We start from the raw sequence: 22,929 nt of genomic DNA, 5'->3' as shown, positions 1-22,929 counted from the left end.
ACGTGGCTTATTGGGGGCCCGGATGAACATGAACAACAGCTCCGAAACACCGGCGGCGGTGAAACGCCGGCGCCGCGGCGTCGACTGGACAGTACTGGTGCAGCTGGTGGCCATGGTGCCCTCCCTTCTGGTGGGTCTGGGAATCGTCGTCCTGGTGATCTCCCTGGTCCTGGGATACGTCCCCAACAAGCCGGCGTGGACGCAGTGGGCGCCGTTCGGGGCCGCTGCGCTGTGGTTCCTCCTCGGATTCGTGTGGTTCGCGCCGTTCCTGCAGTCCTTTCTCGCCCAGTCCTTCTTCCTGTTCAGGCCGCCGGTCCTCGCCGAGCTGCGCCACATGGAGTACTCCTGGCATGAGGTCCTGAGGCGGGCCGGAATCGGCGACCGGGCAAAGTTCCGGCTTTGGATCCAGGACACGGACGATCTGAACGCCAGCGCCGCGGGCGGAAGCATCGTCTCGGTCACCCGGGGCGCGTTGCGATACAGCAGGGATCATCTGGGCGCGGTCCTCGCCCACGAGCTCGGTCACCACCTGAACGGACACACCTACCCGAGCCTGTTGGCCTGGTGGTTCAGCCGGCCCCTGAACTGGATTCGGCGCCTGGCCCGGCTGGTGCTGCGCATCGCACTGGCCATTCTGCGGTTCATTTCCTACCTCAACGCCCTGGTTGCCCTCGTCGGGTACCTCTTCATCGGCAGCGTGTATCTGTTCGCGTTGATCAGCATCGGACGCGGCATCTTCTGGGCGTGGGAGACGTCCTGGCCCGCCGTCGTCCTCCTGGCCCTGGCCTGGATCCTGGCCCCGGTGATGAACCGCCAGGCCGAGTACCGGGCCGACCGGACCGCTGTCCAGCTGGGCTATGGTCCCGCGTTGATCGACGTCTTCCAGGACTGGCAGTACCTCGGCTTCGACGACCACCGCCCCCGCGGCCTGCGCGCCCTGTACCTGGCCTCGCACCCTCCACTGCATGCCCGGATCCGGAAGATCGAAAAGCGAGTCGCCCGCACCCTGGAGCACTGCCCCGACACCCGCGTGGCTGACCCACCGTGACCACCGAAAATCTCCCCCCGGCCAGATAGACACCCAAACCAACACTGAATGAGACAACCGTAACCACTTCCGAGCACGAACATCAGCCTTTTTAGGTTGATGTAATCTCCAAATCAGCCGTTTGGATGTGATTCAGGACGCCTAGACGGTAGTGGATCTGCCGATGAGGATGCGTGAAGATGCTGCAAGGCCTGCGCTGTTGAGCTTGGCGCTGCCGGCCTCGGGATGGGCGGCATTGGGGTCAACCTACTGGCAATTGAGACTCCACCCTCAATTGCGCCACAAGCTGTGGCACAATTCGAGATCGATAGGGTGGAGTCATGAATTTCTCTTCAGAGATTGACCTACCGGCAGACTACGCAGAGCTGTTGGATTCGCTAAAGAGCCGTGTCCGTGGCGCCAGGGTCCAAGCGCAGCGGACCGTCAACACGCTGGTCATTGAACTCTACTGGTCACTCGGAAAGGACATCCTGGCCCGCCAGGACCAGCATGGGTGGGGGAGCGGGGTCATTACTCGGCTCGCCGCAGACCTGCGTCTGGCCTTTCCGGACATGAAAGGGCTCTCCGCGCGCAACCTGCAATACATGACCTCGATGGTTCGAGCCTGGGGCGAAGGATCAAATGTGCCACAGCTTGTGGCACATTTGCCGTGGGGCCACATCAGGACGATTTTGGACAAGTCCGGAACGGCCGAGGAGCGCGACTGGTACGCCGGCGCCGCCGTCCAGTACGGCTGGTCCCGGAACGTACTGCTGAATATGATGATGAGCCGTTCGATGGAACGCAACGGTGCGGCACCATCGAACTTCACCAGCCAGCTCGCCACACCGGATTCCGAACTGGCACAGCAAATGGCAAAGGACCCCTACAACTTCGAGTTTCTGGGTCTGTCCGGTGAAGTCGCCGAACGAGATCTCGAAAATGCTCTGACCAGCCGAATCACCGAAACCCTGCGGGAGCTCGGGCCAGGCTTTTCCTTCGTCGGCCGGCAGGTACATTTCGACGTCGACGGTGACGACTACTATGTCGACTTGCTGTTCTTCCACATAGAACAGCTTCGGTACGTTGTCATAGAACTTAAGACAGGCCGGTTTCAGCCGGAGCATGCCGGCAAACTCAATTTCTACGTGGCCCTCGTCGATGACGTGCTCCGCCGGGAATACCACAATGAAACCGTCGGCATCCTGATCTGCGGCACCAAGAACGACCGAAGCGTCCGCTACAGCTTGGGACGATCGGGTTCACCTATGGCAGTCGCGGCCTACACCTACGACAAACTCCCGGCTGCCGAGCAGCGGGCGTTGCCTGACGAAGGGCACCTCGTGGCCGCCCTGGAATGGGCGGAACCAGATACGCGTACGGATGCCGATCCGGAGGACGTCAAGGGAAGCAATTCCTTGCCTTGAGCAGTAGTTGGTGGAAGGCTCTGGCCATGAGTCCTTGGTTCGAGCGCCGACAGCCCGAGGTTCGCAATGGTTGGCTCGTTGCCGGGGATCTGGCGAGCCGAGTTCATTCCTAATGGATTGCCTGTCGAAGGGTTGGTAACCGAAGATTTACGACCTACAGCTGTGATCCGAACTTCAACACAGCCTAAAGAAGGAGCATTACTTTGACTAACGATCCAAGGACAAGCGCCGGCGTTGCTATCCTGACCAGCTTCGTTCGTGACGACCGGGAGGCATTTATGGTAATCACAAATGAGCTGCCTGGCGGTTGTGCTGAAGCCGTGGCCGCCTTAGGGCGCGTCAGCGAGGCCATGGTCTCTATGATCGGTGAACTCGCGGGTGTCTCGAAAGAAGAAGCACTAGAGCAAGTGGCCATGGCCATAGCCGCTGGTGATGACGAGGACTAGCCGTTAGCTAGCCCGCGGCAAGCGTACAGCCTCCTATGTAGAAATCGCTTTTCAGGCTCATGATCCGGCATGAGGCTGTGGCAGCCGGCGCGGGAGCGCTTCTGCCGGGATAGGGGTCAGGCCGACCGCTGGCCTCTACCGCTACCCGCTTGAGGGTGATGCTTGGAGGGAAGGATGTCAGTTGCCACCAGGATGTGGCCGGCACAAACCGACCCGGCATCCTTGCCTGGTTCGTTGATGCCAGCGCGCCGCTGACCATGATCGTCGTTAGGGAAAGTTAGATTTTTGACATGGACAGTGCAACGGGCGGGGATAGCACATGGCCACCAGCTCTCGGCGGTGGGTGGACTTTCGCAGACGGTTTGGTTTGGCATTACACAAACCAGATTGCTCTCGACAACATCTTAAGTAGGCACGAGCTTTGGGCCAGCACCACGTTGTCAATGAATGACCGCGAAGAACGAGAACTGGCGGACAAGTACCTCTTAGCCGCTTTTGCCTCGGAGAGAGAAAGAAAGAAGATCAGGCTTCCCTATGGCCTGGGCGCCAATGGTATCTGGGCCGAGCAGGAACCTCGGCGGTTCCTTCTCAGCGCCTCGCGAGAGGGCGACGCTCTCACAATGTGGAGAGGGTACGCAGGTATCGAGACGCAGTCGTATGCCATTGGACTGAATGCATCCAAAGCTCTGCGGATTCTTCACCCCAACGCGGCACATCCTAAAGTTTGGCCAGACGATGTAGACGAGAGAGGCTGGACCATTGAGCCGAAGGTCTCTCGATGGTTTCCTGTCGTCTATTCGCAAGCGGCATCTTCTCAACTAGCCACAACGGCTGTTCGGTACCTGCACTGGTTGGGAAACAACGGGGAGTCCGACGCCGGGGAGGTCTTTGATGGGGCCTTAGACGTGACGGAGGAGATGCGCGATCGAATAAAGCATCATGGGTTCGAAGACGAGCGGGAGGTCCGCATCATGGCTGTCGCTAATCTCCCGCTGCTTCGTCTGCGTCCGGGGCGCGGAGGCAAGGTGCCTTACATAGTGTTAACTGGGGCAGCGAAGACAGTAGATTCTCCAGTCGTCCCGGAGCCACACGTACTCCCTATTGAGAAGATTCGTATATCACCTCTTCCTGCAGGAGATCGGGCCCACGCTAAGCAGAGTCTCGAGGTGCAGCTGGCATCCTGCGGTTACCACGGCGTCGAAGTGCTTGTTTCCGAGATCCCGTTTAGGGTCTAGCCGAGGCTGGGATCGAGGTCAGACGCGCGGCGTCCCGTTCCGGCTCCGAAACAGATGGCGCTGAGCGCGGGTCCTTAACGACCGCTCACAGTGACGCAACGGCCGACCTGTAGCGGGGGCGCCCAGTCATCTCTCTTTGCACGTGCCATCTGGCAGCGCAGCCTTGCACTATCTGACTACTTGTGTTGTTCAGGGGCTCCGATGAAGTCCTGAACCTGTTTCGCGTTTATCCCGTTTCTCGAGATGAGCCGCAGCGCAACGCCCGCCAAGTCCGAGAGCGCTACCCCAACGTCGGACACGACCAAGCTGTCACCCAGAAGCACCTGAGCTTCCACCTCCTCGCCCTCTGCCTCGGACGGAAACCTGATTCCCACCTCAGAGACGAAGAATCTTTCGTCAAATGATTCCGACACTCGTTCAACGTCTTCCCGTACGTCTGAGCTTTCCTCCGCATTTATGGCGACCGAACGGGTGACACCTCGTAGTTCAACCCTCGACAAGCGAAAGTCCCGAGCTGGTTCTGCCAGATCGGTCCAGAGCACAGACGATTGAGCTGAACGGCCACGGAGGGTTCTTGCGCTGTCAGCTAGATGGAGACGTTCTTCCTTCACGTTTCTCCCAATACTGGAGCCGACGACGGCCCAATGGGAATTTGCGACCGCCTCCGGGTTGTCATGGTCCCAGCTGGCCAACCCGACGTAAGCACGCTTTGCCCGCCAAGCGTCGGAGTTGGCTCGGATCAGCGGATCAAGATTGATGCCGGCCAAGTCCTTCTTTATTGCATCAAGGTCAGCGAAAGTCATCATTGTTCCCAGTTTTTTCCACAGGGGATCCGAGTTTGGTATACGTGCGTTCCGCAGAATCCATGGGACGAGGTGACGGACTTCCGCCGCTGAGAGCGGGCCAAATGGGGCTTCTTGTGCATCTGACAATTCATGACCCAGAGCCAATTCCATCAGCTGAGCGGTTCGAGTCATTTCTCGGGCTGTATCTTCTAGGAAATTGTCTCGGACGAAGTCGGGCAACGGCGAGTTGGCTGACTGGACCGCGGCGGGACTGTCACTAAGCTCGACAAGCCGAGAGGCTCTCGGAGCGTCAACCACACCACGTGCACCTCGAGCAAAATTCGCCCGGACTAGTGCGGCCATGGGTGACGAACCTGAGTGTGACGTTTCGGCGATGAGATCGACGGCGCTTGGGTCGGTAATCAGAGACTTTTCACCAACCTGATCCCGTGGTCGCTCCTGTGGTGACTTCAGGTCACTGAGGGACAAGAGGATAGGGGCCGCGGAGTCTAGTGACTTCACGTCCTGGGCAGCCATAACCGATTCGTAGGAGTCTCGCAGGTATAGCGCCCTCTGATACTTGATCTTCGGCCAAGTCAGTATGAAGTCCGGGATTGCGCTGTGGTTGAAGTAGTGGGTATCAACGACCTGAGCCGTACCGTCCAACTCCCTCAACTCATCACGCACCGTATTCTTTACGCGGTCGATGTAAGCCTCAGGGTCATGGGTATCGGTTGCCACATGCAATTTGGTCAGGAAACTCATCACAGAGTGCTTTCTTTTCGTGGAAGAACAGTGAAGACCTGTTGCAGTTCCTTGGCTGTCAACGAGATTGATTCTTGTTTCGAATTCATAACCAAGACCCAGACCCGCGAGGCAACCGTGCGTACAAGCTCTGAGTCGACAACGTGCCCCTCACCCAGACATTTGGGAAAGGCGGCAAGAGCTTCGTGGACCTCTTGAGGAGAGTCAAGGACTGACCACTTAGGGAGCTTAAACGGGTGAGAAGTGACCCAGATGAACTCGTGACCTGTATCCCCGACATCTCGGAGAGCTCGTGCTGTAGCGCTATAGGCCGTGGCAAGAAACTCTTGGTACTGCGTGTACTGACCGCCATCGGAGCTGTAGCTCTTATTTTCCACAACAACTGGCCTGCTCTGACTCCCGAGAAACTGCCCTGCCAGGTCAAAGACCTTTTTTCCGTCCAGCAGCGGTACCGTGCACATCGCTGTTCTCTCATATGCATTCCATGGGAGTTCGATAAAAGTGGTTGACTCTAACCATCGTTTGACCGTAGCTACCCCACGTCTACCCTTTTCTTGGGTTTCCTCTGCCGCCATTGAATCAGCATAGAGGCGAGGAGGCCCCCGGGGCCGGGGACACCGCCGTGTTGGAGAACCTGCAAAGGTCACGGTCCTCGTATCAGAACGTGTTGGGTTCTTTCCAGCTAACGACGTGCAACAGAAGTTGAGCGTGGTGGTTAATAGGTACGATGTCCGAATGAACTTGAGAGCATCAGAAGAACTTCAGCAACACACCCAGATTTCGAAGCGCCTGGCAGCTGAGTCGGAGAAGAGGCGCCAAGAGCTTTATGCCCTGATCCCAGGCGGAGAAGAGGCTTTCGTCAATGGGGTGATTGCATCCGGGTCCCAAAATGATCTCGCCATTGTTGAAGCAGCAAGAGACGCAGCCGATGCCGCCCAAGCTGCTGAGGTCGTCCACAACTCCAACGATCCAGATCCAGTACGCAATTACAAGGTCACGAGCTTGGATTTCGAAGAGGAGTACGAACACTTCACGAGCGATTTCGGCAGTGCCAGCATGGTTGCCGCCAAGTTGATGGCTGGTAAAGGAATAGACCGCTACGACCTCCAAGAGCAGCTGCGCGATAGTTCTTGGGTGACCTTCTACAAAGAACATGAAGGTCGTGAGGCGTCGTAGCCGGCCGGAACCGATGCACCAGACGGCGGATGATTTGAGGGCAGTTTGCCAATCAAATCTTCGGTAGGGGCACCGGCATCCTAAGGGTCACATGGGATCTGTTGGCTCCTGCCGAGCAAGAACCTGAAGTAACCGTACGGAGTCCACATAGTTTCATTCCAACGTTTAGTGGCGAGGCTCCAAAAACGTTGCACCCTCGGCAACGGAGAGAGCTGCCTGACGCACAAGACTCAACGGACCGGGGAGATCCCCGGGGGCCAGCGGCGCCTGAGTTTGGGAATCCCGGGCCCCGGGCTCGAAGGATTCCCCGCCGCTGGCCCCGTCTGACGGCCGGGCCGGAAAACCCGGCCGCTTGTTCAGGGCCGTTGTGTTGCCCCAGTCAACATCGCCGCAAGGGGCGCTGGCCAGAGTAGCGTGTACCTGTTTCCCTTGGTCTGGGGGACTGTCGTTCAGCCCGGCACTCCATTCAGGTGTGCTGCAGCGACGCTGCAGCTCCCCGTCGGTCTCGTAGACGAGGACGCTGGAGTACTACTCCAACGATTTGCAGTGGATCCCGGTGCGAGCTTCCCGAGGCACCTAACGGGTTATCTGGTTCGTCTGCTCCGCCTCGACAACGCCGGGTGGCACTCTTTTTTCCAGGATTTCTTCGTAGAGGCTCAAATGATCGGAGACCATGCGGTCCGCGCTGAATCTTCGTTCCACGGCGGCGCGGCAGCCCTGCCGGCTCAGCGCTGCGGCACGGGGCAGCAAGTCCGGCAGGTCATCAAGGGAGCCCAAGTACCCGGTCACGCCGTGCTCGATGATTTCAGGCGCTGCGCCGATCGGGGTGCCCAGCACAGGGGTTCCCGTGGCCAAGGCCTCGATCATCACCAGGCCGAAAGGCTCGGCCCACCGGATCGGGTTCAGGAAGACGCTCGCTTCGCCCATCAGTGCGTACTTGTCGGCGTCACTGATCTCTCCGATGAATTCCTCGTTGCGTCCCAGCAGCGGCTGTACCGCATCTTTGAAGTAGCGCATCTCCTCCGGTGCACGGATTTTCGCTGCAAGCTTCAGTGGGATTCCTGCCTTCCGGGCAGTGAGGATGGCCTCGGCAGGGCCCTTATCGGGGGACATCCGCCCGACAAAGCACGCGTATCCGCCTTTGCCGGCGCCCCGAGGGACCAGGGACAAGTCCATTCCGTGGTGGATGACCCTGGCGATCGGCAGCTCCGGTACGCGGCTGACCTGGTCGTTGGAAATGGCCACGATGCTCGCCGTTTCTGCGGCGGCACGGTAAATATCGGCGGCCGGGGGCGCGAGAAGGCAGTGAATGGTTGCCACGACCGGTACCGATAACGGACGGTTCTTGTACAGGGGGCCGGCGAGGGTGTGGTCGTGGATGATGTCCATTCCGCCCATCCCGCGGTAGGCGCGTATCACGTGGCTCAGCTCCGATAGTGTGAACCCCAGACCGGCCGGCTCCGAGCTCCTCATGCCAGGGGCCAGCGGCACCGGGCATTCGCTGTCGGAGGGGGCGGCCAGGACAACGTCGTGCCCGGCCGCGGCAAAGCCCCGTGCGAGGCAGTCCACAACTCTCTCGGTACCGCCATACGTGAGCGGCGGGACCGTGATCCATGGTCCTGCAATGAGTCCTATACGCATCCCTGGCCTCCCGAATTCCGTGCAGGAAACTCCCGCCCGTGGAACGGAAGGCCTGACGTGGTTCTTCCGTGGCAGACGCCACGAAGACGTCCGGACGAACGGCAGCAGAGACCGGCTGTATGGGTCAAACAATAGGATCCCGTGGGGACGGCAGACAAGGGGTTGGGCTTTTGGAAGGAGTTTTCGGATCGGGGCCCGGCCGGCAAACCCCGATACGGAACTCCGCGAGGAAGACCGGCTCGGTCATGCGCAGTCCTTGGAATATGCCCTTTTTGCCTTTTCACTCCGGACGAGGGCCCGCGAGGCAGAGGGCCGTGCCGAGGGTGTGATCGGGAAGGGGACTTCCCGGTTCAAGTAGCACCAGCTGACATAGAGTCCGTAGCAGGTATCGGTGTCCAGCCCTGAACGGCTTGCCTCATTGACGCTGCAGTCCTCGAGGAATATGGCGGTCGTCCTTTGGACTTTTCCGCCGGCCGGTCCTTTCTGCACGGCAGAAAGGACCGGCCTCCAATTGTCCAGACGTGTCTGGACAATTGGGAACCGGAGCCCGGAACCAAAGGATCACCGTCGCTTGGCGTAGCGGGCCAATGGTTCAACCCCGGGGGACCGCAGCTGCTGCCCGCACGATCGGAGAGCACATCAACCCGACAAAGTTTCAACCAATTTGCTTGACGTAACGTCCATTTATGCGGCGGGAAGCGGTTGGGAGCGCGCGGGGAAGGCGCTGTGTCTGGCGTTAAGGACCAGGCCTTTTACACCGCAAAATCCGGGGGTTAGAACTCCTCGGCCAGCGTCAGGTTCACCGCCGCGATGTCCAGGAATGCAGGGTCGAAAGGCTTATCGGAGCCGGTCATGTCGGCCGCCCAGGCGGAATGTTCGGCGTGGCCAGGATGGGACGGGTCGGCGACGGCGTCCATGATCTCCTCGTAGCCGGGAAATCCTCCGGAGTCTTCCAGCGGGCCGCGCCGGCCGCCGTCAATCAGCAGAGCTGGTGGAGTGTCGTCGTTTGCGGGCCGGCGGGAAATCAGTTCGATCCGGTGCAGCCAGCTGTCGCCGAAGTCGTATTCGTAGAAGGCTGCGCCTGAACTCAGGTCGAGCAGCTGGTCCAGGGAGCACCCCTCTTCAGGCCTGTCTCCCGGTTCTTCGCATTCCTGCCTTGGTAGCCACTGCAGGACTTCCGGAATCTCGCCGTTTACCGGCCGCAGCGGGGCGAAAGGATCATCTGTTGTGAACCTGTGCAGGTGCGCGTCCTCCCAGCCAAAGACTGCCTGCAGGACCTTGTGTACCTGTTTCAGAGCCATGGACCCCCGGATCTCAAACTGACGCCAAATTGTCGGCACGCTGCCGACGAGCTCCACACGAACCTCCAGGACAGCGTCCGATCCATCTATGTTCCTGGCTGCAAACTTATCCATGGAGTCCGTACTCTCAAGCAACGCTGAATGGGGACGTCGCTACTATCGGCGTTGCCAGAATCCCCGGAAAATACGGGAGTGAGGAACCATGCGGTGACCGTTTCGCCGAATCATGCGGAGATTCGTTGGTGGGTTTTCCACCCTTATGTTGGGGATCGCTGTTGGGGTCAGGCCGCCTGGGTAGCTAATGGTCCCAGGAGCGCAGCGTAATCGGGGGCGAGGATGCTCAACCGGTATTCGGACTGGAGCGGATCGACGTGGGCAGGCAGATGGTGGGACCGCGAGCAAGTCCGGAGTTCTTCCAGCGCGTCGGGCTCGATCCAGGCCCGGGTCATATCGAGCTCCAGCGTCATGCCCGCGGTGAGCGAGTTGGCACGCTTCATCACGTCATACAGGCCATGGACGCTCCTGGACGTCACGCGGCCCTGGGTGGCAACCTGGGCCTTTGCGCAGTCGAGGTCCACGCGGACCAGCGCTCGAAGCTTGTCTGTCGTCACGAAAATTTCTCCGCTCTCAGTTGGGTGCCACAACGCTGTGGCGCCCCGGACAACCATAGACGAAATGTGATCCATGCAACATATCTGCCGGTGTTGGATATTTCCGCCGACTAGGGACGGGTGTCCCGTCTCACCTAAGTTGAACCGTCCGGCCCTGATTTCTCGCGGCTGGGTCATGTTTCGTGAGACGGATCGCGTTGGTTGGTCTCACTTTAGGTGACTCAAATCGCAGAATCGCAGTACGTACGGTGGTTCGGAATCCCCGGAAATCCGCGGATTATGGGGGCCAATGGTCCAACTAAAGTGAGACAGATTGGCCTAATGCCTCATCTGTAGTGAGATTGGGTCACTTTAAGTGAGACGGGACAACGGGGGACGGCTTGCTGCTCGGCCTCACGGAATTTAGTTGAAGCTTCAACCAATTTACTTGACATAAGGCAGGTTATCGGCTAAAAGTCGGGCTAGCTGATGGCCTGATATCAGGCTATAATTCCAGACATGAAAACGGTACCGCTCAGCGAAGCGAAGGACAAGCTGTCCGCCCTCGTAGAGGAAGCAGACAGGACGCACGAGATCATCCAGATCACCCGGCACGGGCACCCGTCGGCGGTGCTGATGTCCGCCGATGACCTGGAATCCCTGCAGGAGACCATCCACTGGCTCTCACAGCCGGGCATCCGCGAAGACCTGGACCAGGCCCGGCGCGACATTGCCGGGGGCAACACGGTCGGCGGCGCAGACCTCCGCCGTGAATTCGGTCTGCCGCCGCGGTGACCGGCGCAGAATCCAATGGTCCCGGACAATGGAACGTTGAGGTGACCAGCCCGGCACTGAGGGGTTTCCGGCGGCTGCCGGAGAAAGCGGCAGCAGCGATCGTTGAATTCGTCACCGGCGCACTTGCGGACAATCCCCACCGGCTGAGCAAACCCCTCACGAACGAACTGCTCGGACTGCGCACCGCACGGCGCGGCGACTACAGGGTGCTGTTCACCCTCGACATCGAAGAACACGCCCTGTTCGTCCACCGCATCGAACACCGCTCCGACATCTACAAGCCGCGTTAGCCGAAGCTCTTCAGTAAAGACGAGCTCTGTGCACGAGATGTTGAGTGAGGGGTCGAGACCGTTGTCCGCTCCGTTCAGTCGTGATCTCTCCCCGAGGCCTGGGTTACCAGGTCCCAGCTAAGGCAGAGCGCTGTTTCCGGAAGTCGTCGGGCCTGACTAAGGCTTGCGAGCACAGGCTGGCTATATCGTGCGCATGTTCCGTGCCGGCCTTATTACGTATCTGGTTCAACAACCTCAAAACCTATTTGCCCACGTTGAGCAACGGGCAGGGTAATCGGCGTGCCGAAAACCTCCGCTGTAATGCTTGCGATGCCTTCACGCAGGTACGGGAATAGCGTCATTGCAGCAACTTCGTTGGCAAAGAGTTCGACGTTGCGCCGAGGTGGTTGATCGCCACGCAGAAGCTTGTCCGAGTCGACGGAAGCCGTAGAGTTCCCCTCACAGCCGCCAGAAAGTTCTCGTATCGGCCGTGCGGGCGCAGCGAACTGGTAATGCATCCGGTTCGGTGGTGTGAGTGCTCACTGAGTGCCGGCTCTGGAAAGAACTTCGAGTACCGTGCAGGATATGGCCACCTGTTTGCACGCGACGGCCGAACAGCGGGTTCGTTGCGCCACACTTCAGTGAAGGCTTAGCACGGCAATCAGTCGGCGGGGTTTCTACCCTCAGCCATTCGCGCCACGTGCTGCGACGACCCAACTATCGGTCACCGCATCGTCCTCGACACTGAGTAGCTCCTCTACTTGGTAGCCGATGCGGGGGCCGTCCCAGTCCATCCAGTAGCGTCGCAGGATACTCAGGCTCACGCAGGTGTCCATTGTTTGGACGCCGGGTAAAGCCCCAACGTCCTGACCGCCGACGATTTAGTAGAACTTCGCGTTGCCCAGTGTCGAGGTTCCAAGTGGGAAGCTGAACGGCTCCAGAGTCGGCCGGAAGGGGACCATTCGACGAATTTCGTCGAGCCGATCGAGAATACGTGGCTCTAGCGGTCCAAGTTGCACGACTCGGATGTTCGCTTCCACCTCTCCTTCCGACCGCACGCCGGTCAGGGTCGTATGCACGTGCGCCGAGTGGTAGACAAATCGCATCCCTACCTCGGCGATGTCCAATCCCTCGTCATCCAACAAGCGATACAGCTCCGCAAACTGGTGCTTGCGCGCATCGCTGATCCAAGGGGCAGCGGCCACCTCCTCGTCTCGGCGAATCGCCAGCCGGCCTCCCTGCAGGGGGGATCCCGCGATGACTCCCATGTTGTGCCGACGCGCCGCGGGAAATATTTCGAGTTCGGCCTCACGCCAGAGGAGGCTGTAGTTGAACGCGGTGAGAACAACATCGAATGCCCCGCTGTCGCAGACCCGAGCCAACTCGTGAGCTGTTGTTCCGCCGACTCCGGTAGCCCGGATCAGCCCCTCGGAGCGCAGCGTCTCAAGGAGAGTGCGGACCGGGCCTTCGTAGGTCAGGTCGTCTGTCCACCAGTCGTACTCGCGCTTTCGGTCAGGCTCGTGCACGATCAATAGATCGATATGGTCCCGCCCCAGCGCCTCAAGGCTCATCTCAAAGGATCGACGCAGCACCGATTCATCCTTCGGGTCGAAGGGAACCGGGCGTCCCCCGAGCTTCGTCGAGAGGATCAGGGGTTGGTCCGGCAAGTCTCGGAGTACTTCACCGAGCACCGCTTCACTTTCGCCGTAGCCAGGTGCCGTATCGATGAAGTTGACGCCCGCGTGCAGCGCGAACTTGACCGCAGCTCGTGTGTCGGACATCGTGTCACGACGGAGATATAGTCCACCGAGGCCCAGACGGCTCACTTCGATACCCGTCCTACCTAGGACAGTGCGGTCAATCGTCATTTCTGCTCCTTGTTTGGTCATTTCTGCTCCTTCTTTGTTTGTAGTCCGGCTTGGTCCCCGAGCTTCACGACCGGCTTGAGGAGCGTGCGCTGTTCTGCTGCCTCGAATGCATTCTGAATGTCATGCCAGCCGAACGCCATGCTCTCATCGATCCAGATCGAGGCATCCAATTTCCCAGCACGCACCAAGGCGACCACTGGTTCATGAGCGTCCGCCTCGCGATAGCCTCCGTTGTAGACGCGAAACGATTGTGTGCGTAGCGGTTGGATTTGGTATGAACGGGCGTCGTCTAGTCCGTATACGCCCAACACCCCCTCCACACGCAGGGTCGGGAGGAGGGCATCAATCGAGCCGGACTGTCCGGTCGCGTCGATGAGCACTGCAACACGCCCTCTGTTAACATTCACAAATTCCGAAACCCTCGACTCGTCACGGTAGTCGATGCCGTCGGCCCCGATCCTGTCGACTTCGCGTGCTCGCGAGGCAGAGCCCACCACCGTCACGTCGGCTCCTAATAGCACGCTCATCGCTGCAAGCGACAATCCATTGGCCCCTGAGCCGGACACAACCACCCGATCACGCTCGGAGACCCCCAGGCGTCGGACGTAATCGAAAGTCTCGCGCCACGTGATCATGATCGGCTCATGTACAGCACTCATTAGCCCAGGCGGCATGACCTCGTTGACCGCGAATCGTGCCCCCTCGCTTTCGGCCAGCCCGGCCATTCTCATTGCGCGGTGATCGCGCGCGACGCCGAACTCACACATCCCTCCCCAACTAAGAGCCAAGCCGGCGGACGATGCCTGAGCGAACACACGAGTGACGTGATCTCCCTGTCGGAAACTTCGAACCTCGCTGCCGACCGCGATGACTTCACCGATGCTTTCGTGGCCGATGATGGATGGATATTGCGCGCCGAGCCTTCCGTGAACGACATGGGTGTCGGTTCCGGCGCACACCGATCCATACAGAATCCTGCAGAGAACGTCGAAAGGGCCGATTTCTGGGTCCGGAACAGACTCGACCGACAGCCCGCCCCGTCCGTCAGCAACTAAAGCTCGCATCAGTAGAGGCCCTCGCGTTCCGACACGCTTACAATATGGGCGCGCGGCCCCGGTTCTAGCGACCATCTCATCCTGCCGCCTTGATCCAGTCCCGCGCCACGCGGGGATCGGGCACCGGTGCCGCGGCCAGCAGTTCGCGGGTGTACGCCGTGGCCGGATGCTCGAACAGGACTTTTTTCGATGCGTGCTCGACGACGCGGCCGTCCTTCATGACATAGATGTCGTGGGCGACTTTCTTCACCACGGGCAGATCGTGGGTGATGAAGAGATAGCCGATGTTCAGGTCGCGGCCAAGGCGATTCAGCAGGTTCAGGACTCCCGCCTTAACGGAGACGTCCAGCGCCGAAACCGCCTCGTCGGCGATGATGATCGATGGGCTGAGGATTACCGCACGCGCGATGAGCACGCGCTGCCGCTGGCCCCCGCTGAGCTGGTGCGGATACCGATTCGCGTACATCTGCGCCGGCTGCAAATCGACAATCTCCAGGGCCTCGTGCACTTTCTCGAGCACCTGCTTGCGGCCGCGTGCGATGCCGTGCAGAACGATGACCTCGGCCAGGATGTCGCTCACCGACTTGCGCGGGTTGAGGGCTGCGGCCGGATCCTGCAGCACACACTGCACGGACGACCGGAACTCCATACGCTGGGCGCGCGACATCGACGAGAGGTCCTCGCCGTTGAACGTCACGGTTCCCTCATCCGGTGCGATGAGCCCGAGCAGGATGCGGGCGACAGTGCTCTTGCCGCTGCCGCTCTCCCCGACGACTGCGATGAAGTCAGCAGGAGCCACCGAGATCGTAATGTCGTCGACCGCCTTGGGTGCACCGGCTCGCCGACGACCGAAGGTCTTGGAGACGTTGGTTGCTTGAAGTATCATGGGGTGCCTTTCGAACGCGTCAGGCGCGAGCCGAGTAGTCGCTGACGTAAAGATCGGGCGTGTCATCCGAGAGGCTGCGCACACAGCGCAGCAACTCCTTCGTGTAATCGTGCTGGGGATCGTGGAAGATCTGGTCGGTGGTGCCCGACTCCACGATCTCGCCGCGGAACATCACGTACACGCGTTCGCACAGGCCCGCGATCACCGCGAGATCATGGGTGATGAGTAGTAGCGAAGTGCCGAGCTCGTCGACGCTGGCGTCAAGTGAGCGAAGCACCCGCCGCTGCACGGTGGCGTCGAGAGCCGTGGTCGGTTCGTCAGCGATGATCAACTCGGGCGCCTTGGCGAGCGCAATGGCGATGAGCACGCGCTGTCGCATGCCACCGCTGAGTTCGAAGGGATAGCAAGCGACCAACTCCCGCGCCTTCGAGAGACCCGCGAGCTCTAGGAAGCGCACGACCTCCGAACGGGCCTTGTTCTCCGACCGCCCGTTCACGAGCGCCTCTCGAACCTGCTGGCCGATTCGCATTGTCGGGTTCAGGAATGTCGAGGGATCCTGGAAGACCATCCCGATGCGCTTGGACCGGATGTCGTCCCAGACCTTCTCCCTCGCGCCGACGAGCTCGTGGCCCGCGAACTCGATCGAGCCTTCGACTCGAACGAGGGGCGACTGGGGCAGGAGCCCGGAGATCGCGCGTACCGACACTGACTTGCCGGAGCCGGATTCGCCGACGATCCCGACGCGCTCACCGCGAGCGACGGTCAGGCTCACCGAGGTGACGGCCTGCACCGACTGGCCGCGACCCGTCGGCAGCGAGACGCTGAGGTCGCGGACCTCGAGCAGGGGGCTTGTGGTGGGTTGGGATGCCATCTCGATCACTTGACCCTGCTGAGAGCCGGATTGAGGCTGTCGTTGAGGCGGTCGCCCAGCATGTTCGCCGTGAGCACGACGATGAAAATCGCCGCCCCCGGGAAGAGCGTGGGCCACCATGCGATCTGCATGAAGGGCTGCGCGTCGTAGAGAAGCGCACCCCAGCTGGGTATGTTTGCGTCTCCCAGGCCCAGGAATGACAGGCTCGATTCAGAAAGGATCGCTCGGCCTACCGTCATGGTGGTCGCGACCAGCACGGGCGGGAAGGCGTTCGGAAGCACATCCGACCAGAAGATCCTGAGTGACGAGAATCCAGCAGCTCGTGATGATTCGACATAGCCGAGCAAGGCGATCCGCATGCACTCTGCACGCACGATCCTTGCCACCTGCGGCCACATGGTGGCGCTGAGGATCAGGATGATCAGTGGCAGGCTGGAACCCAACAGCGTGACTGCCACCAGGGCGAGGATGATGCTCGGAACCACCTGGAAGAACTCTGAGACCTTGGTCAGCAGACGATCCGCCAGACCGCCGTAGAACCCGGCAAGACCTCCGACCACCACCGCGACGGTCAAACACAGGGCAGCGACGGCCACGCCGACGAGAAGCGAGCTCCGTCCACCTAGCATCATCCGCGCGAGCAGATCCCGACCCAGTCCGTCGGTGCCCGCAAGGTGCTGGGCATCGGGCGGGGTCAGTACGGCGAACCCGGTGGAGTTCGGGTCATCACCGAATGCTGGTCCCACGAAACAGATGAGGGCTACCGCCGCCACGATCGACAGGTACACGATCGTGGATGGCCTGCGGATGAACTCACGAAGCGGTCTCTGGAAGCTGTAGGTCGCGGGGTCGACCAACTGAACGGGGGCACGTAACGTCATGATTTCACTCCTTGTGCGGCGCGCGAGCGGGCCCGGATGCGGGGATCGACGAGCCCGTAGACCACGTCGGTCAGGATGTTCACGATCACGATGGTGACCGTCATCATGAGCAGGATGCCCATGACGACCATGTGCTCGCCGGTCTGGATTGACGTGTACAGGAGCATCCCCATTCCAGGCCAGCCGAACACCTTCTCGACCGTGACGGCACCCGCCAACGTGAATCCCAAGCTGTAGCCGATCACCGACACCATGGGGAGCATCGAGTTCAGGAGCCCGTGATGGCGGAGGATCTGGAAGCTCGACAGGCCCTTGGATCGTGCGGTGTCGATGTAGTCCTGGCCGAGCACCTCGATCATGGTCGACCTCATGATGCGGGCCTTGAACGCGAGCTCGCCCGTGGCGAGTGCGATGAGCGGCAGGATCATGTGGGGGATCGAAAGGACCCCCCCGGACGAGAACGATGACATGCCCTGAGCGGGCAGCCAGTGGAGCGTGACGGCGAACAGGATGATGAGGAGCAGAGCGAGCCAGAAGCTTGGGATGGAGAATCCGGCGACCGCGATGAACGAGATTGCCCCGTCCTTCAGACGGGAGCGGGTGCGAGCTGCGGCCGTGCCCAGCAGGATTCCGCCGATGGACGAGATGACCAGGCTCGGAAGGGTCAGGACGAGAGTATTGCCCAGTCGACCGATGATGAGTTCGGACACGGGCTGATGGTTGGCAAAGGAATACCCGAGATTGCCCGTCGCGATGTTCGCGATGTAGGAGATGAACCGCTCGGGCAGCGATCGATCTAGTCCATAGGTGGCGACCATCTGCTGTCGGAACGCTTCAGGCACCGGAGCCTCGCCGACCATGGCCTGGACCGGATCGCCGGGCGCGAGTTCGAGAAGCAGGAACATGACTAAGATGACGACGAATACGAGTAGTAGCGACGAGCCGATCAAGCGCGCCACATGGCGCAAGCCTAGGAAGCGGGGAAGGGCTGGTGAGGCGAGGGCTTTTGGAGTCGCTCCGGTAGCTGGTCGCGCGAGGTAGGGCGATGATTCTGGTGCCTTCATGGGATCTCCCTGGGCATGGTTGCGTGAGAGTGGATGGTGGACGACTTGTGAGGCAAGAAGTCCACCACCCGGGCTGATTGGTTCGCTAGTTCTTCGCTACCAGGGCGCTCCAGTCCTGGTGGTGCACTCGTGCGAAGTCCTCGAGCCCATTCCACTTGTCGGCGCGAAGCACCTCTATCTGGTTGATGGACACGAGGGGAAGTGTCGCGAGCGAATGAGCCACGGCGGCTGCGGCGTCCGTGAATGCCGCTTTGCGCTCGGCGCGGTCGGCGACGGATGCGGCAGCAGCGAAGGCATGGTCGATCGCGGGGTCGCAGATGCCCGTCGGGTTGCGGAAGGCGACCTTGGCCGGGTTGCACTCGTAAGCACGCGCGACTCCGATGCTGGGATCCGCGTAGCCGGCCAGCTGCGTCAGCACGAGGTCGTATGTGTGGTTCGTGAAGATTGCATCGCGGTAGATGCTCGGGTCGAGACCCACGAGGTTTACGGCCACCCCGATCTTGGCGAAGTTCGCCTTGATCAGCTCGGCAGCCTTGCCCCACGTGGGGATTTCCGTGCGGTAGGTGACGTTGAGCGAGAACCGGCGGCCATCGGCGCCGGCCGGGTAGCCGGCCTTGTCGAGGAGATCTGCCGCAGCTTTAAGGTCGAACTTGAACTTCTTCGTGAAGTCGATCGACTCGTCGTTGGCCCAGGTTATCTGGTTCGGCAACACCGAGCGGTCTGCCTCACCGGTTCCCTGGTACACCTTGTCGGCGATCTCGCTTCGGTCGATCGCCTGGTACAGCGCCTGGCGCACGTCGAACTTCGCGAGAATCGGATTCGCTGTGTTGAAGAACCCGACGAGGTGCTCGGGCAGCGTCCAGTCGAGCGCGAGGACATTCGGGTTCTTCTTGAGGATCTGCAGCTGCTCGAGTCCGGGGTTCACCGTGAAGTCGACCTCGCCACTTGCGAACGACAGCGAACGTGCGTTCGCGTCCGGCAGGATCTTGCCGACGATTCGATCCACGTCACCCTGTTTGCCCCAGTAGTTGTCGTTCCTCACGAGAACTACTGAGTCGCCCGGTGTGTAGGACTTGAACACGAACGGACCCGTGCCGACAGGCTTGACGTTGTAGGGGTTGGTTGCGATGTCCGTGCCCTCATAGAGATGCTTGGGTATCAGGTAGTTCGCCGTGACTGCCTCGAAGAACGGGCCGTAGGGCGATTTCAGTTTGATGATCGCGGTGAGGTCGTCGGGTGTCTCGGTCTTGCTGTAGATCGCGGCGATGGGACCCCCGAGCGGGTGAAGCTGAATGATCTTGTCGAAGTAGAACTTCACGTCCGCTGAGGTGAACGGCACGCCGTCGTGCCACTTCGCGCCCTTGCGAAGGTGGAAGGTGAATTCGGTGGAGTCTTTGTTGGCGCTCCACGACTCCGCGAGACCGGGGAGGATTTTGAAGCTGCGGTCGACCTTGACCAGGGTGTCGAACACCGCTGATCCGATGATCTCAGAGTCGCCATTTGTCGTGAGTCCGAGATTGAACGTCGGCGGCTCCGAGGCGAGCCCTATGACGAAGTCGTGCGACTTCGAGCCACGCGTGTCGGCAACGGTCGGCGTACAGCCAACTAGCATTCCAGCCAACACTGTTACAGCAAGGGCTCCAATAGCCCATTTTCTAGCCTTCATCGTTTGTCCTTCCGATTATTCCATGGAGTATTCAATTGCGTGATCCTGAGCGGATACGGCTTCGGCCAGGGGTGTCCCGTAGCCGAACGCGCCGAAATACGTGCAGGATTTCGCTGCTGCTGCTGCGGCGTCGGCCAGCGCTGCGGCTGGCGGAACGCCCTGCCCCCGCCGGGCAAGCAGGGTTGCGATCATCGTGTCTCCGGCCCCCAGGGTGTCAGTTACCTGAGTCGGCATGGCTGGCTGATGCCAGTGTTCGCCGTCCTCGAAGTAGTCCGCGCCGTTGGCTCCCTGAGTTACCAGAAGAGACCTGGGAGCGAATGCCAGGGCGCGTTCTATCAACCTCGCTGTCTCTTTGGGCGAAAGATCGGAAGCGGAGAAATGGGCAAATTGCACGTACGGCATGACCCGCTCCAGGTAGGCATCCTCATGACGGTCCGAGAAATCAAACGACAAGGGAGTTCTCTTGGCCAGATCGCTGAGGTGATGCTCCATCACGCTGGAATGGCCGGTGTGGACGACGTGGGCCTTTTCAACCGCCGTCAGATGTGAAGCTGTGGGAACAAACACCGAGACTCCCTTGGACGAACCGGCGAATGAACGGTCCCCCTCTACGAGGCTGACGTTGGTGGAGGCGGTGGCACCCGGGAGCGTAGCCACGAGGGAGATGTCCACTCCTTCAGCTTCCGCGGCGGACCGGATCAGACGCCCTTCGCGATCGTCTCCAACGATTCCAATGTAGCTGGATTTGATGCCCGCACGAGCAGCAAATACGGCTACGTTCAGGGTGCTCCCTCCCGGGAACATGAGTCCCCGGGAGGTGTAACGATCGACGACATTGTCGCCGATGGTAATAAGGTGCATCAGTATGCGACCTTGCCCATGTACCGCCTCAGGGACAGGTCGTGCCCCGAAGCGTGAGCGTAGTAGTTGGCAAGCCGGATCGAGATGGTGAGGAGAACGTGGGAGGTGGCAAGGTCGCGGTGGTCTTCCGGGATCCCGGGCAAATCCAGATCCTTGGTGTCAATCACGATCAGCTTCTTGGTGTATTCGGACAGGAAAGCAACGGCGCGTTCGCCGATTGGCCGGGTGCTGTCTTCGCCAAGGAAGACGAAGAACGGGGTGTTTTCGTCCACGATTTCCATAGAGCCATGGAAGAACTCTGCCGTGTTCCAGAACGCCGAATGCATCCACTGCATCTCCTGGAAATAGCACATTGAGAGGTTGTACGCGCCCGCAGTTCCGGGCCCTGCACCCAGAACGTAGGTGACAGGTTCCGCGTGGTAGCGCTGGCCGATTTCGTAAAACCTGTCCTCGACCTGCTCGTGGACAGACAACAAAGCAGTAGCCATGTTCTCGTAGGTGGCGTTCACGGCATCGTAGTTAGCCTCGTAGCCAGCCGCCTTCAGCAGTGACCAAGCCACGACGGCCACAATCATCTGCTTCGCATCGGCCGCTGTGGTCTTTGACTCGTAGGCGAAGAAGTGCGGCGAGGCCAAGGCGAGGGCGCTGTCAGGGTTGTAGGACCAGCCAATCACCGTAGCCCCAGCGGACTTGGCGAGCTCGATTGCTTCCAGTGTCTCCTTCGTGCCGCCGGTGTGTGAGCCCGCGATCACCAGGCTGTGTGAGCCCAGGCCAGCTGGATTGCGACTGGTGAATTCGGCGCTGGTCATATGGTGCGTTTCGAATCGGTTCGTTTTGCTCTGGAGAAGGAAGACCGCTCCAAAGGCAGCGAGGTAGGAACCCCCAGCGCCGACGAAGAACACGTTTTTCAGACCCTTTGCGATGGCGTCCTCTGCGATCGCGTCCAACTGGGGACGGAAGGACAGAATGCGGTCAAACGTTTCCTTTAAGTCAGCGGGGCTGGGGCGGACGGCTACTGTTTGGACAGTCATGAAACTCCTTGGACTTACGGGATGTGCAGAACTTCCACTTGAGAGAACGATCTCTCGGGGGTGATCCAACTCTCCTCGGCGCGGCCGGACTTGTCAAGAGATCGTTCTCTTGTAGGGTGGTGTTACAGTCGCGACTAGTCGTTTGAAGGGGAGATAGGGTGACAGACAGAGCGGGATCCAGTCAGCCAACTATTCGTGACGTTGCTTTGCGTGCGGGAGTCTCACGCGCAACAGCGGGAAGAGCGTTGGCAGGCTACGGCAACGTCGGTGAGGAGCTTCGCCTCAAGGTAGAAAACGCTTCACAAGAACTCGGCTACCGGCCAAACGATTTAGCCCGGAGCATGCGAGAGAACCGAACCCGCACGATCGGCGTTGTCTGTGGTGACATCGAAAACCCGTTTTTTGCCAGGCTTGTCCGGGGAATCAGCGACGGTGCCGCCCTACGGGATGTCGAAGTGATCGTCACCAATACGGACGAGGATCAGCTACGTGAGCAGAAAAAGGTGGACGTTCTCCTTGGCAAACGGGTCGATGGTCTAATTGTTTATCCGGCCAGAGGAAACAACATCGAGCATTTCCACCGACTGAAGCGGCAGGGCGTTCCACTCGTCTTCGTTGACCATTCGATGCGCAACGTTCCAGCAGACGCTGTGATGGTTGACGGTGCCCGGGCGGCAGAAGCTGCGGTGGACTACCTCATCGGCTTGGGTCACGAATCAATTGCCATCGTCTCCGAAGCTTCACGCGCAACCGAAGCAACGTTCCTGGCCGACCCGGAGGCCATCCATGACCTGGAAACAGCAACCCAAAGGCAAAGTGGCGCCAGGCTAGTCGGGTACCTGCGCGCCCTGCAAAAGGCCGGCATCCCCTGGCGCCGGGAAAATATTCTCTCAAGTGATGGCTACTCAGCCGAGCGCGCCTTTAGCGCTGTCACGAAACGATTCCAGCATGGCGCACCGTCAGCCCTCTTTGCCACTGATAACGTCATGACCATCGGTGCATTCCGGGGCTTGAAAGCCCTGGAACTCGCGATACCTGACGACGTCTCTCTCTTGGGATTTGATGATCTGGAGTGGACGCGATTGGTCACCCCGCCCCTGACCGTCGTCTCCCAGCCGGTCCTTGAGTTGGGTCGTATGGCCGCGGAAGTTTTGCTCGACCGTATTGACGGCAGCACGGACGCGTTCATGAACCGGACGCTACCAACTGAATTGATAGTCAGGGGGTCCACCGCAGGGCCAAGGCGCAGTGCGACCGAGGTAACGGCCTAATTCGTGTGCGGCACAATA

General features: G+C 60.2%; 23 protein-coding genes. 8 read left to right on the top strand and 15 right to left on the bottom strand.

Annotated features, from left to right (window positions below):
* Window positions 1-22: 22 nt before the first annotated feature.
* The 4 genes from AB4Z38_RS16990 (at window position 23) to AB4Z38_RS16975 (ending at window position 4,135) form a co-directional block, all read left to right on the top strand.
* Window positions 23-1,048 carry a M48 family metalloprotease gene (locus AB4Z38_RS16990; RefSeq protein WP_441430792.1) on the top strand — a complete coding sequence of 342 codons (1,026 nt, stop codon included), beginning with the start codon at window positions 23-25 and terminating at the stop codon, window positions 1,046-1,048.
* A gap of 320 nt (window positions 1,049-1,368) precedes the next feature.
* Window positions 1,369-2,454, top strand: a complete 1,086-nt coding sequence (locus AB4Z38_RS16985; protein WP_441430791.1) for a PDDEXK nuclease domain-containing protein — start codon at window positions 1,369-1,371, stop codon at window positions 2,452-2,454.
* Between the two features lie 203 nt (window positions 2,455-2,657).
* Window positions 2,658-2,900 carry a hypothetical protein gene (locus AB4Z38_RS16980; RefSeq protein WP_441430790.1) on the top strand — a complete coding sequence of 81 codons (243 nt, stop codon included), beginning with the start codon at window positions 2,658-2,660 and terminating at the stop codon, window positions 2,898-2,900.
* A gap of 443 nt (window positions 2,901-3,343) precedes the next feature.
* Window positions 3,344-4,135, top strand: a complete 792-nt coding sequence (locus tag AB4Z38_RS16975; RefSeq protein WP_441430789.1) for a hypothetical protein — start codon at window positions 3,344-3,346, stop codon at window positions 4,133-4,135.
* A gap of 176 nt (window positions 4,136-4,311) precedes the next feature.
* On the opposite strand, the gene AB4Z38_RS16970 is transcribed toward AB4Z38_RS16975, so the two are convergent.
* Together AB4Z38_RS16970 and AB4Z38_RS16965 are read right to left on the bottom strand one after the other, a co-directional pair.
* Window positions 4,312-5,685 carry a hypothetical protein gene (locus AB4Z38_RS16970; protein WP_441430788.1) on the bottom strand — a complete coding sequence of 458 codons (1,374 nt, stop codon included), beginning with the start codon at window positions 5,683-5,685 and terminating at the stop codon, window positions 4,312-4,314.
* Entirely contained in the window at window positions 5,685-6,260 is a 576-nt protein-coding gene (locus tag AB4Z38_RS16965) for a hypothetical protein (RefSeq protein ID WP_441430787.1), read from the bottom strand. Before AB4Z38_RS16965 ends, AB4Z38_RS16970 begins: the two co-directional genes overlap by 1 nt.
* Before the next feature lie 160 nt (window positions 6,261-6,420).
* Here AB4Z38_RS16965 and AB4Z38_RS16960 point away from each other — a divergent pair, with 160 nt between their 5' ends.
* Window positions 6,421-6,861 (top strand): hypothetical protein, encoded by a 441-nt coding sequence (locus AB4Z38_RS16960; RefSeq protein WP_441430786.1) that lies wholly within the window; start codon window positions 6,421-6,423, stop codon window positions 6,859-6,861.
* Window positions 6,862-7,437: 576 nt separating this feature from the next.
* Here AB4Z38_RS16960 and AB4Z38_RS16955 read toward each other — a convergent pair.
* From AB4Z38_RS16955 to AB4Z38_RS16945, 3 genes are all read right to left on the bottom strand, one after another.
* Window positions 7,438-8,502, bottom strand: coding sequence for a glycosyltransferase family 4 protein (locus tag AB4Z38_RS16955; RefSeq protein ID WP_441430785.1), 1,065 nt, complete (start codon window positions 8,500-8,502; stop codon window positions 7,438-7,440).
* 773 nt (window positions 8,503-9,275) lie between these two features.
* Window positions 9,276-9,917, bottom strand: a complete 642-nt coding sequence (locus AB4Z38_RS16950; RefSeq protein ID WP_441430784.1) for a plasmid pRiA4b ORF-3 family protein — start codon at window positions 9,915-9,917, stop codon at window positions 9,276-9,278.
* Window positions 9,918-10,084: 167 nt separating this feature from the next.
* The gene (locus AB4Z38_RS16945; RefSeq protein ID WP_441430783.1) at window positions 10,085-10,414 is read right to left on the bottom strand and encodes a hypothetical protein; all 330 of its coding nucleotides are present in this window, start codon (window positions 10,412-10,414) and stop codon (window positions 10,085-10,087) included.
* A 498-nt stretch (window positions 10,415-10,912) separates the two neighbouring features.
* On the opposite strand from AB4Z38_RS16945, the gene AB4Z38_RS16940 reads away from it, so the two are divergent.
* Together AB4Z38_RS16940 and AB4Z38_RS16935 are read left to right on the top strand one after the other, a co-directional pair.
* Window positions 10,913-11,188: a type II toxin-antitoxin system Phd/YefM family antitoxin gene (locus tag AB4Z38_RS16940; RefSeq protein WP_441430782.1), complete on the top strand. Its 276-nt coding sequence runs from the start codon at window positions 10,913-10,915 to the stop codon at window positions 11,186-11,188.
* Window positions 11,189-11,229: 41 nt separating this feature from the next.
* Entirely contained in the window at window positions 11,230-11,478 is a 249-nt protein-coding gene (locus AB4Z38_RS16935; RefSeq protein ID WP_441430781.1) for a type II toxin-antitoxin system RelE family toxin, read from the top strand.
* Window positions 11,479-12,140: 662 nt separating this feature from the next.
* Here AB4Z38_RS16935 and AB4Z38_RS16930 read toward each other — a convergent pair.
* The 10 genes from AB4Z38_RS16930 to AB4Z38_RS16885 form a co-directional block, all read right to left on the bottom strand.
* The gene (locus tag AB4Z38_RS16930) at window positions 12,141-12,281 is read right to left on the bottom strand and encodes a hypothetical protein (protein WP_441430780.1); all 141 of its coding nucleotides are present in this window, start codon (window positions 12,279-12,281) and stop codon (window positions 12,141-12,143) included.
* 57 nt (window positions 12,282-12,338) lie between these two features.
* A complete protein-coding gene (locus tag AB4Z38_RS16925; RefSeq protein ID WP_441430779.1) occupies window positions 12,339-13,346 on the bottom strand; it encodes an aldo/keto reductase in 1,008 nt (335 codons plus the stop codon).
* Window positions 13,343-14,389, bottom strand: coding sequence for an alcohol dehydrogenase catalytic domain-containing protein (locus tag AB4Z38_RS16920; protein WP_441430778.1), 1,047 nt, complete (start codon window positions 14,387-14,389; stop codon window positions 13,343-13,345). The genes AB4Z38_RS16925 and AB4Z38_RS16920 overlap by 4 nt, the downstream gene beginning before the upstream one ends.
* 67 nt (window positions 14,390-14,456) lie before the next feature.
* The gene (locus AB4Z38_RS16915) at window positions 14,457-15,266 is read right to left on the bottom strand and encodes an ATP-binding cassette domain-containing protein (RefSeq protein ID WP_441430777.1); all 810 of its coding nucleotides are present in this window, start codon (window positions 15,264-15,266) and stop codon (window positions 14,457-14,459) included.
* A gap of 19 nt (window positions 15,267-15,285) precedes the next feature.
* On the bottom strand, window positions 15,286-16,137 hold the full coding sequence (locus tag AB4Z38_RS16910; RefSeq protein ID WP_441430776.1) for an ABC transporter ATP-binding protein: 852 nt from the start codon (window positions 16,135-16,137) through the stop codon (window positions 15,286-15,288).
* A 5-nt stretch (window positions 16,138-16,142) separates the two neighbouring features.
* On the bottom strand, window positions 16,143-17,018 hold the full coding sequence (locus AB4Z38_RS16905) for an ABC transporter permease (protein ID WP_441430775.1): 876 nt from the start codon (window positions 17,016-17,018) through the stop codon (window positions 16,143-16,145).
* Window positions 17,015-18,082 (bottom strand): ABC transporter permease, encoded by a 1,068-nt coding sequence (locus AB4Z38_RS16900; RefSeq protein ID WP_441430774.1) that lies wholly within the window; start codon window positions 18,080-18,082, stop codon window positions 17,015-17,017. Before AB4Z38_RS16900 ends, AB4Z38_RS16905 begins: the two co-directional genes overlap by 4 nt.
* Before the next feature lie 85 nt (window positions 18,083-18,167).
* Window positions 18,168-19,748 carry an ABC transporter substrate-binding protein gene (locus tag AB4Z38_RS16895; protein ID WP_441430773.1) on the bottom strand — a complete coding sequence of 527 codons (1,581 nt, stop codon included), beginning with the start codon at window positions 19,746-19,748 and terminating at the stop codon, window positions 18,168-18,170.
* Between the two features lie 15 nt (window positions 19,749-19,763).
* Window positions 19,764-20,609 (bottom strand): PfkB family carbohydrate kinase, encoded by an 846-nt coding sequence (locus tag AB4Z38_RS16890; RefSeq protein ID WP_441430772.1) that lies wholly within the window; start codon window positions 20,607-20,609, stop codon window positions 19,764-19,766.
* A complete protein-coding gene (locus AB4Z38_RS16885; RefSeq protein ID WP_441430771.1) occupies window positions 20,609-21,640 on the bottom strand; it encodes an SIS domain-containing protein in 1,032 nt (343 codons plus the stop codon). Before AB4Z38_RS16885 ends, AB4Z38_RS16890 begins: the two co-directional genes overlap by 1 nt.
* 158 nt (window positions 21,641-21,798) lie before the next feature.
* Here AB4Z38_RS16885 and AB4Z38_RS16880 point away from each other — a divergent pair, with 158 nt between their 5' ends.
* Window positions 21,799-22,911, top strand: coding sequence for a LacI family DNA-binding transcriptional regulator (locus AB4Z38_RS16880; RefSeq protein ID WP_441430770.1), 1,113 nt, complete (start codon window positions 21,799-21,801; stop codon window positions 22,909-22,911).
* Window positions 22,912-22,929 lie beyond the last annotated feature (18 nt).

This window comes from Arthrobacter sp. 2RAF6 (genome assembly GCF_052115205.1).
In the GTDB taxonomy this organism is placed as follows: Bacteria; Actinomycetota; Actinomycetes; order Actinomycetales; family Micrococcaceae; genus Arthrobacter.
Note: the sequence above shows the minus strand (reverse complement) of the source record. Positions and strands in the feature narration are given on the sequence as shown.

What these genes read in the sequence shown, in the direction of transcription:
- AB4Z38_RS16990 (WP_441430792.1), top strand. Translation starts at nt 23, where the DNA reads ATGAACATGAACAACAGCTCCGAAACACCGGCGGCGGTGAAACGCCGG.
- AB4Z38_RS16915 (WP_441430777.1), bottom strand. Translation starts at nt 15,266, where the DNA reads ATGATACTTCAAGCAACCAACGTCTCCAAGACCTTCGGTCGTCGGCGA.
- AB4Z38_RS16895 (WP_441430773.1), bottom strand. Translation starts at nt 19,748, where the DNA reads ATGAAGGCTAGAAAATGGGCTATTGGAGCCCTTGCTGTAACAGTGTTG.
- AB4Z38_RS16950 (WP_441430784.1), bottom strand. Translation starts at nt 9,917, where the DNA reads ATGGATAAGTTTGCAGCCAGGAACATAGATGGATCGGACGCTGTCCTG.
- AB4Z38_RS16920 (WP_441430778.1), bottom strand. Translation starts at nt 14,389, where the DNA reads ATGCGAGCTTTAGTTGCTGACGGACGGGGCGGGCTGTCGGTCGAGTCT.
- AB4Z38_RS16905 (WP_441430775.1), bottom strand. Translation starts at nt 17,018, where the DNA reads ATGACGTTACGTGCCCCCGTTCAGTTGGTCGACCCCGCGACCTACAGC.
- AB4Z38_RS16900 (WP_441430774.1), bottom strand. Translation starts at nt 18,082, where the DNA reads ATGAAGGCACCAGAATCATCGCCCTACCTCGCGCGACCAGCTACCGGA.
- AB4Z38_RS16960 (WP_441430786.1), top strand. Translation starts at nt 6,421, where the DNA reads ATGAACTTGAGAGCATCAGAAGAACTTCAGCAACACACCCAGATTTCG.
- AB4Z38_RS16940 (WP_441430782.1), top strand. Translation starts at nt 10,913, where the DNA reads ATGAAAACGGTACCGCTCAGCGAAGCGAAGGACAAGCTGTCCGCCCTC.
- AB4Z38_RS16885 (WP_441430771.1), bottom strand. Translation starts at nt 21,640, where the DNA reads ATGACTGTCCAAACAGTAGCCGTCCGCCCCAGCCCCGCTGACTTAAAG.
- AB4Z38_RS16910 (WP_441430776.1), bottom strand. Translation starts at nt 16,137, where the DNA reads ATGGCATCCCAACCCACCACAAGCCCCCTGCTCGAGGTCCGCGACCTC.
- AB4Z38_RS16955 (WP_441430785.1), bottom strand. Translation starts at nt 8,502, where the DNA reads ATGCGTATAGGACTCATTGCAGGACCATGGATCACGGTCCCGCCGCTC.
- AB4Z38_RS16965 (WP_441430787.1), bottom strand. Translation starts at nt 6,260, where the DNA reads ATGGCGGCAGAGGAAACCCAAGAAAAGGGTAGACGTGGGGTAGCTACG.
- AB4Z38_RS16975 (WP_441430789.1), top strand. Translation starts at nt 3,344, where the DNA reads ATGAATGACCGCGAAGAACGAGAACTGGCGGACAAGTACCTCTTAGCC.
- AB4Z38_RS16970 (WP_441430788.1), bottom strand. Translation starts at nt 5,685, where the DNA reads ATGAGTTTCCTGACCAAATTGCATGTGGCAACCGATACCCATGACCCT.
- AB4Z38_RS16985 (WP_441430791.1), top strand. Translation starts at nt 1,369, where the DNA reads ATGAATTTCTCTTCAGAGATTGACCTACCGGCAGACTACGCAGAGCTG.
- AB4Z38_RS16890 (WP_441430772.1), bottom strand. Translation starts at nt 20,609, where the DNA reads ATGCACCTTATTACCATCGGCGACAATGTCGTCGATCGTTACACCTCC.
- AB4Z38_RS16925 (WP_441430779.1), bottom strand. Translation starts at nt 13,346, where the DNA reads ATGACCAAACAAGGAGCAGAAATGACGATTGACCGCACTGTCCTAGGT.